Below are 8241 nucleotides of genomic sequence, written 5' to 3'. Positions count from 1 at the left end.
CCCAGCGGTCGAGGGCCTTGCCGGCCGCCGCCTGGTCGTGCACGGCCAGGGCCAGTTCGGTGGCCCGGGCGGCTACCTTGGGGTCGTCGCTGAGTGGGGCGGCCCGCCCATAGGCTTCCGAGGCGCCCTTGAGGTCGCTGGCGGCCAGGGCGAAGTCGCCGGCCATCAGCTGGGCCTGGAGATCGCGCTCGGGCGGGACGATGGCCACCTGCAGGCGGTCGAGCGGCTGCACGCCCGTGCGAATGGCCTTTGGCGCCTCCACGGGGGCCGTGACGCAACCGCCCAGCGCCGCCGCCACCGCGGCCAGGACCACAAAATGCCGCACTTGCTTGAACTTGGACCGACCGCTCAGCACACTACTCTCCGTCATTCCCGATAGGCGTCTGCAAGCGCCCGACGCCTTGTGAGCGCACAATGCGCCCTTAGCTTAGCCGACGCCACCCAAGCCGACCCAAGCCCGTCATGCCACTCATCGCCCTCGGGCTCAATCACCTCACCGCGCCGGTCAGCCTGCGCGAGCAGGTGGCATTCGACGCCACGGTGGCACCGGAGGCGCTGGGCGACCTCACCCGGCAACCCGGGATCGAGGAGGCGATGATCCTCTCCACCTGCAACCGGACCGAGCTTTATTGCAGCGTGGCGGAAGGTTTCGAGGCGGTGCCCGGCCAGTGGCTGTCCCGGCAACACCGATTGACCCCGCAACGCCTCGACGAGTTCCTCTACCGGCACGACGAACACGACGCCGTTCGCCACATGTTCCGCGTGGCCACCGGGCTCGATTCCATGGTGCTGGGCGAGCCGCAGATCCTCGGCCAGGTGAAGGACGCCTACCAGCAGGCGCGGTCCGCGCAGAGCCTGCGCGCCCCCATGGAACGGTTGCTCCAGCACACGTTCGCCGTGGCCAAGCGCGTGCGCACGGATACCCGGATCGGCGCGCATACGGTGTCCGTCGCCTATACCGCCGTGCGGCTGGCCGAGCAGGTCTTCACCGACCTGCGCCAGGCCTGCGTGCTGCTGATCGGCGCCGGCGAGACGATCGAGCTGGCCGCGCGCCACCTCGCCGACAAGAGCGTACGCCGGTTGATCGTCGCCAATCGCACCCTGGAGAACGCGCAGGAACTGGCCGGCCGGTATGGCGCCTACGCCATCTCGCTGGCCGACCTGCCCCGCCACCTCGCGGAGGCCGATATCGTCATCACCTCCACCGCCTCGCGGCAGCCGGTGGTGACCCGCCGCATGGTCGCCGACGCGATCGCCGCCCGCCGGCGCCGGCCGATGTTCATGGTCGATATCGCGGTGCCGCGCGACATCGAGGCCGAGGTCGCCCAGCTCGACGACGTCTACCTCTACGGCATCGACGACCTCAAGCAGGTGATCGACGAGAACCGCCGCTCGCGTGAACTCGCGGCCCGCGAGGCGGACGCCATCATCGACCTTCAGGTCGAGCGCTACATGGCCTGGCGCCGCGCCCTGAGCCTGCGCAATCCCGCCGTGGACATGCGCATCGCCGCCGAGTCCCAGCGCGACGAGGTCCTGGCCAAGGCGCAGGCGATGCTGGCCAGGGGTCGTCCCGCCGACGAGGCCCTCGCCTTCCTGGCCAACACCCTGACCAACAAGCTCCTGCATACGCCCAGCGCACGCCTGCGCGACGCGGCCATGTCCGGCGATCTCGACCTGCTCCATGCCGCCGGCCGGCTCTACGGACTGGACCCGGACGACGACGTTTCCGCATGATGTACGGCTACAGCCGGACCTCGTGCCCCGAATGACCCCCTCGATCCGCCGCAAACTCGAAGCCCTCGCCGAACGCCACGAGGAGATCGGCCTGCTGCTCGCGCAGCCGGACGTCCTCGCCGACGGCCAGCGCTTCCGCGACCTTTCGCGTGAATACGCCCAGCTCGAACCCGTCGCCTTGTCGTTGAAGGACCACGACCGGGCCGAGCGCGAACTCGCGGAATCCCGGGCGATGCTCGACGATCCCGAGATGCGCGACATGGCGGCCGACGATATCGAACGCATCGAGTCGCAGCTGGCCCGGCTCGACAGCGAATTGCAGGTCCTGTTGCTGCCCAGGGATCCACGCGACGAAGGCAACCTGTTCCTCGAAGTCCGGGCCGGCACCGGCGGCGACGAGGCGGCGATCTTCGCCGGCGACCTCTTCCGCATGTACGCGCGCTATGCCGAGCGCCAGCGCTGGCATGTGGAAATCCTGAACGCCAACGAAGGCGAACACGGCGGGTACAAGGAAATCGTCGCCCGCATCGAAGGCCGTGGCGCCTATTCGAAGCTGAAGTTCGAATCGGGCACGCACCGCGTGCAGCGCGTGCCGGAAACGGAATCGCAGGGCCGCATCCATACCTCGGCGGCCACCGTCGCGATCCTGCCTGAGCAGGACGAGGTGGACGACATCGAGTTGCGCGACGCCGACCTCAAGGTGGATACCTTCCGCGCGTCCGGTGCCGGTGGCCAGCACGTCAACAAGACCGATTCGGCCATCCGCATCACCCACCTGCCCACCGGCACCGTGGTCGAGTGCCAGGACGAGCGCAGCCAGCACAAGAACCGCGCCCGTGCGATGAGCCTGTTGAAGGCACGCCTGCTGGATGCCGAACGCAGCAAGCAGAGCGCCGCGCAGGCGGAATCGCGACGGCTCCAGGTGGGCTCCGGCGATCGCAGCCAGCGCATCCGCACTTACAACTTCCCACAGGGCCGGATCACCGACCACCGCATCAACCTCACCCTCTACCGCCTGACCGAGGTGATGCAGGGCGACCTCGACGAACTGATCGACACCCTCACCCGCGAACACCAGGCCGACGAGCTGCAGACGCTGACCGCGGGCGGCTGAGGGCGTCTTGCCGCACAATGCCCTCACCTCCCCCGCGGAACACGTCGATGGGCAAGAAGAACAAGGCTTACGAAAAAGCGCTCGAGGAATTGCAGGTCGAGCTGGTGGGCCTCACCCGCTGGCTGCGCGCCACCGGCAAGCGCATGGTGGTGATCTTCGAAGGCCGCGACGCCGCGGGCAAGGGCGGAACGATCAAGGCGATCACCGACAAGCTCGATACGCGCGCCGCGCGCGTCGTGGCGCTCGGCAAGCCTTCCCCGGGCGAGGACACGCAGTGGTACTTCCAGCGCTACGTGGCCCATCTGCCCCAGGCGGGCGAGCTCGTCCTGTTCGACCGCAGCTGGTACAACCGCGCCGTGGTCGAACCCGCCATGGGCTTCTGCACCGACGAACAATACGATGCCTTCATGAAGGCTTGTCCCACCTTCGAGAAGCAGCTCACCGATGACGGCATCCTGCTCTTCAAGTACTGGCTTTCCGTGGACCAGGACCAGCAGGAGGAGCGCTTCGCCGAGCGCGCGGCGGATCCGCTGAAGCGCTGGAAGCTGTCGCCGGTCGACCTGAAGGCGAGGGAAAAGTACGCCGAGATGGGCGACCTGCGCGACGCGATGATCCAGCGCACGGATACCCGGGACGCCCCCTGGTTCGTGGCCGATTTCAACGACCAGAAGACCGGGCGCCTCGACCTTATCCGCCACCTGCTCGACCAGGTGCCCGACAAGATGTGTCCCGACAAGGAGTTCGACCTCCCGCCGTTGAAGGGCAAGCCGAAGAAGGACAAGGTCACCCGCAAGGCGTCGCGCGTGCCGAAAGCCTACTGACCCGCCGTGGCACGCCGCCGCACGGGCGCCCTGCGTGGCAGGCGCCCGTTGCGCGACAACCGCAACCATTGACGCAAGGCCAACAGGCCGCCCGCCGATTCGATCATCGCCGCCGGCACCCACATGATCACGCCACCGATCAGCTGGCCGGTGAGCACGTTGAGGGTGAACGCCCGGCCGCAGATCTCGAAGATGGGATAGAGGTCGGTCTTCGAGAAGGTGACGATGGCGCCGGCCACGATCTGTGGCGTCATCGTGATCCCCGGCGACAGCACCCGCCAGCCCGGCGCCATCCGGCCGGGCGGCTTGGGCCGGTGATCGAGCACGAGCCACCAATAGGACAGGCCCGACAGCACCATCGACCAGTTCATCGCGCGATAGATGCGCCAGTCGAGCATCGCCAGGGTCTGCATGTCCGGGATCAGCCAGACGAGGATCAGGGCGACGAAGAAGACCGTGACGAAAACGGGGTTGAAGGCCAGCGTGGCGAACACGCGCCACGGCGAGGATCGCTGCGCCCGGCGCAGCCGTACGCGCCATGCGAGGGGCAGCCCCGCGCGCAGCGCGGTACCCGGACACGCGGCGATGAGCAGCAGCGGCGCGAGGTGGTGCAGCAGCACCTGCTGGATGCGATGCATGAAGAACTCATGCTCCGCGAAATAATCGAAGTACGTATGCAGGGCGATGTAGATCATCGCCATCCCCGCCCAGAACGCGACGCGCCGTTCCATCGGCACCCGCGGCACCCGCAAGCGGCGCGACCCACGCACGTACAGCCAGGCCGCCGCGACGAAGACGGCAAGGAAGACCCAGGAGAATTCCCAGGGCACGATCCATTTCAGCACGCCGTCGAGCATGCGCTCAGACCACGCGCCGGCTGCGCCGCGTGCGCCGCCAACCGTAGATGAGGCCGATCAGGGCGACCAGGCCCGGCACCAGCACGATGTTGATGAACTTCAGGCGCAAGCCCAGGGCATCGATCTCGGCGTTGAGCTGGTGCTGCACGTCGCGCAGCTCCTTGCCGATCGCCAGCTTGCGTTGCAGGTACTGCTCCACCTCGCGGCGCTGCTCGGCGGTGGCGGTCGTGGGCGTCGCGCCGTTCTTGGCCGGCTGCAATTCCGTGAGACGGCGCTGGGTCTCGTAGAGTTCGTTTTCCAGTTCGCGCTTCTTGACCAGGAACTTGCGATCGGCGGCCGCCTGCAAGGCGCGTACACGGGTAAAGGGCCGCTGCGAATTCACCCTGCCGCGAATGGAAAGAAGCGCCGTCGAGCCACCCAGGTTGTCGACGAGGTTGGCCACGAAGTCGCCGTTGTTCGCGAACGGGGTGAGTTGCTGCTGGCCCAGGAGCGGCTGCACGTCGATCCACAGGCGGTCCGACAACAGGTCGGTATCGGCCACCAATACCACTTCACCCGGCGCCGCGGCACGGTCCAGGTGACCACGATCGTGGCGTTCCGGGAAAGCGGTGCGGAAGGTATCCCTCAGCCGCGCGGCGAGCACGTAGCGTTCGTGCGTCGGTTCATAGTTCTCCAGCAGGCTGGTGGGGTCGCCCGCGGCGTCGCGCACGCGCTGCGCGGACATCACGGCGGCTTCGTCCGAGGTCTGGACCAGCGGGATCAACCGCGCCTTGGTGTCGGTCGCGAGCTCGAAGAAACCGGCGGTGGAGAAATTCACCCGTTGCAGGCTGGCCGTCACCACGTCGTCGTGGTTGAGATCCTGCGCGCCCAGGCCCAGCATCGCCGGATGGCCGATGCTGTTGCCGTTCAGTTCGATGGTCAACGCCTGCGAGCGGTCGAGCACGACCTTGGTCGGATCGTAGACCACGCCCCAGGCCTCGAACAGCCGGCGCAAGTCGGAATCGTGATCGTCGACGACGCCGTGCGCATCCACCAGCGGCGCATTGTCCATTTCCGAATCGGGATCGACGAACACGACCAGGTGGCCGCCGTGCAACACGTACTGGTCGATGGCGTACTGCGCGTCGTCGGACAGGCGCTTGGGATGGATGAGCAGCAGCACCTTCAGGGCCGGATCGATCCGCTTCAGTCCATCCGGGTCGATGCTGGTCACCTCGGCCAGCTGGTCGAGCTGCCTCACCACCGCCCAGGAGGGTTCGCCGATCACCAGGTTGCCCTCGACGGGAAGCGAACTGATGACGCCCAGCCGCGGCTTTTGCGGCATGCCCAGTTCATACAGCAGCTTGGCGATGTCGTATTCGACGAAGGGCTCCCGCGCGGGATCGAAGAACGGGATCGCCTGCGGCGGCACGTCGCCCGTGCCGGCCGTGCCGACCAGGCCGAAGAACACGCGTTCGCCATTACTGCCACCGGTGGCGGGCGTAAGGCCATAGCTTTCGGCGGCATCCTCGTCGTCGGAATAAGGTACCGGATCGATCACCTTGAGCCGGATCCGGCCATGCGCGCGAACCGCGATCTCGCGCAGCATCTCGTGCACGCGCTGTTCGTAGCTGCGCAACTGCGGCAGGTCGCGGGTCGCATGCTCGGAAAAATACAGGGTGAGGGTGAGCGGCTTGCGCAGGCTGTCGACGATATTCTGCGTGCCCGGCGTCAGCGTGTAGATGCGATCGGCCGTGAGGTCGATGCGCGCCGTGCGCAACGACATGGAACTGATCGCGATGGCCACCAGGAAAAGGCCGGCGATGCCGAAGAGCGAGAGGCGCAGGAGGAAGGAGCGCGAGAGGTGGAAATGGCGCATCGTCAGCGCGTCCGCTTCAGGTCGAGCACGATCACGCTGGCCGCCAGCCAGGCGGTGATCGTGGCGAAGAAGTAGACGAGGTCGCGCAGGTCGAGCACGCCACGCGCAATGGCGTTGGCATGCCGCGCGATGCTCAGTTGTCCCATCGCGCCGATCAGTTTCGGTGGCACCGAGTCCTGGAAGAAATCCAGCACCTGCGGCTGGCCGACGAGCAACAGCACGAAACAGACGGCGGCGGTGAGGATGAAGGCGATGATCTGGCTACGCGTCGCGGTGGACATGCAGGTGCCGATCGCGATGAAGGCGCCCGCCATGAGCCAGCTACCCACGTAACCGGCCATGACGACGCCGTTGTCCGGGTCGCCGAGGTAGTTCACCGTGATCCAGATAGGAAAGGTCAGCATGAGGCAGATGCCGATGAACGCCCACGCGGCAAGGAACTTGCCCAGCACGGCCTGGGAGATCGTCACGGGCAGTGAGAACAGCAACTCGAGTGTTCCAGACGCGCGTTCCTCCGCCCACATGGACATCGTCACCGCCGGGACCAGCACCAGGTACAGCCAGGGATGCATGTCGAAGAACGGCTGCAGGTCGGCCAGGCCGCGATCGTAGAAATCGCCGGTGTAGAAGGTGAGCAGGCCGGCCAGCACGAGGAAGATCACCATGAAGACATAGGCCACCGGCGTGACGAAGTAGCCCCAGAGTTCGCGTCGCGCGATCGCCAGCACCGCACTCATGCCTGCGCCCCGCGCGGTTGCGTGGTGATCTGCCGGAAGACCTCGTCGAGCCGGCCCCGTTCGAGCTGGATCTCGGAGATTTCCAGGTTCTGCGTGCGCAGCAAGGACTGTACCTCGTCGAGGATCGGTTGCCCGGCGCGCGGGAACACCGTGACGCGGCCGTCGAGCGGGTCGACTTCCACGTTCGCCACGCTGGGAATGCGCGCCAGCATCTCGCGAGATACCGCGCTGCCCGCGGCGCTGAAGGAAACCGCGCCGTGATAGCGCGAGCGCGCCTCCAGTTCCGCCGGCGTGGCATCGGCGAGCAAGCGGCCATTGGCGATGATCGCCACGCGGTTGCACAGGGCGTGCACTTCTTCGAGCAGATGGGTGGAAATGAGGATCGTGCGCTCACGCGCCATCGCGTCGATCAACATGCGTACCGAGTGTTTCTGGTTGGGATCGAGGCCATCGGTCGGCTCGTCGAGCATCAGCACCGGCGGATCGTGCAGGATCGCCTGCGCCAGGCCGACACGGCGGCGCAGCCCCTTCGATAGCGTGCCGATGGTCTGATCGAGCACTTCCTCCAGCTCCAGCCGCATCACCACTTCGTCGAAACGGCGAAAGGCGACGTCGCGCTCCAGGCCGCGGACACGGATCATGAAGACGAGGAACTCACGGATCGTCATCTCGCCGTAGCTGGGCGCACCCTCGGGCAGGTAGCCCAGGGCGCGCTTGGCCGCGAGGGGTTCCTTGCGCACATCGTGGCCGCACACGCGCGCGGTGCCCGAGGTGGGCGTGAGGAAACCCGCGATCATGCGCATGGCCGTGGACTTGCCCGCGCCGTTGGGGCCGAGCAGGCCGAGCACCTGTCCCGGTTCGGCACGCAGGCTCAGCGAATCGACCGCGGTCAGCGGGCCATAGCAGCGGGTAAGTCGTTCGGCTTCGATCATCGACTGGCAGTGTAGCTGTTGCTATGGAATCGCCGACAGACCATGAAAGGTCTTCGCGTATTTCCGGGGTTCATCGGGTGGCTGGCTCGGCTTCGCCCTCGCGTTCGTCGTGTGCGGCGAGGGGAGCTGCCGGGCGCCACCCTCGGCGCGACGGTAGTCGCCGTCCCTTGGGTAAGGAAAGCCGCTGC

The 8241-nt window shown here is 67.0% G+C and carries 7 protein-coding genes and 1 pseudogene; 3 read left to right on the top strand and 5 right to left on the bottom strand.

Annotation, left to right across the window (positions count from 1 at the left end):
• A pseudogene (locus tag ACR9ZJ_RS18110) lies at positions 1-355 on the bottom strand (tetratricopeptide repeat protein); the annotation flags it as partial.
• 107 nt (positions 356-462) lie between these two features.
• On the opposite strand from ACR9ZJ_RS18110, the gene hemA reads away from it, so the two are divergent.
• From hemA to ppk2, 3 genes are read left to right on the top strand one after another with little or no spacing between them, the layout of a single operon-like run.
• Positions 463-1734 carry a glutamyl-tRNA reductase gene (hemA, locus tag ACR9ZJ_RS18105; protein ID WP_481288545.1) on the top strand — a complete coding sequence of 424 codons (1272 nt, stop codon included), beginning with the start codon at positions 463-465 and terminating at the stop codon, positions 1732-1734.
• Between the two features lie 31 nt (positions 1735-1765).
• Complete coding sequence (gene prfA / locus ACR9ZJ_RS18100) at positions 1766-2848, top strand: peptide chain release factor 1 (RefSeq protein WP_481279531.1); 1083 nt, start codon at positions 1766-1768, stop codon at positions 2846-2848.
• A gap of 47 nt (positions 2849-2895) precedes the next feature.
• The gene (gene ppk2, locus ACR9ZJ_RS18095; protein WP_481279530.1) at positions 2896-3669 is read left to right on the top strand and encodes a polyphosphate kinase 2; all 774 of its coding nucleotides are present in this window, start codon (positions 2896-2898) and stop codon (positions 3667-3669) included.
• Here the strand turns inward: ppk2 and ACR9ZJ_RS18090 are convergent.
• The 4 genes from ACR9ZJ_RS18090 to ACR9ZJ_RS18075 are packed head-to-tail and all read right to left on the bottom strand — an operon-like array spanning position 3663 to position 8053.
• The gene (locus ACR9ZJ_RS18090; RefSeq protein WP_481288544.1) at positions 3663-4526 is read right to left on the bottom strand and encodes a cytochrome c oxidase assembly protein; all 864 of its coding nucleotides are present in this window, start codon (positions 4524-4526) and stop codon (positions 3663-3665) included. The two genes, ppk2 and ACR9ZJ_RS18090, sit on opposite strands and share 7 nt — an antisense overlap.
• Positions 4527-4530: 4 nt before the next feature.
• Complete coding sequence (locus ACR9ZJ_RS18085; protein ID WP_481279528.1) at positions 4531-6384, bottom strand: GldG family protein; 1854 nt, start codon at positions 6382-6384, stop codon at positions 4531-4533.
• Between the two features lie 2 nt (positions 6385-6386).
• Positions 6387-7121 carry an ABC transporter permease subunit gene (locus ACR9ZJ_RS18080; protein ID WP_481288543.1) on the bottom strand — a complete coding sequence of 245 codons (735 nt, stop codon included), beginning with the start codon at positions 7119-7121 and terminating at the stop codon, positions 6387-6389.
• Positions 7118-8053 carry an ABC transporter ATP-binding protein gene (locus ACR9ZJ_RS18075; RefSeq protein ID WP_481288542.1) on the bottom strand — a complete coding sequence of 312 codons (936 nt, stop codon included), beginning with the start codon at positions 8051-8053 and terminating at the stop codon, positions 7118-7120. The genes ACR9ZJ_RS18080 and ACR9ZJ_RS18075 overlap by 4 nt, the downstream gene beginning before the upstream one ends.
• Between the last annotated feature and the right edge of the window lie 188 nt (positions 8054-8241).

This window comes from Luteibacter sp. KNZ12-1A (genome assembly GCF_056755675.1).
The sequence above is the reverse complement of the archived record's forward strand: the minus strand, read 5'-3'. Positions and strand labels throughout refer to the sequence as shown.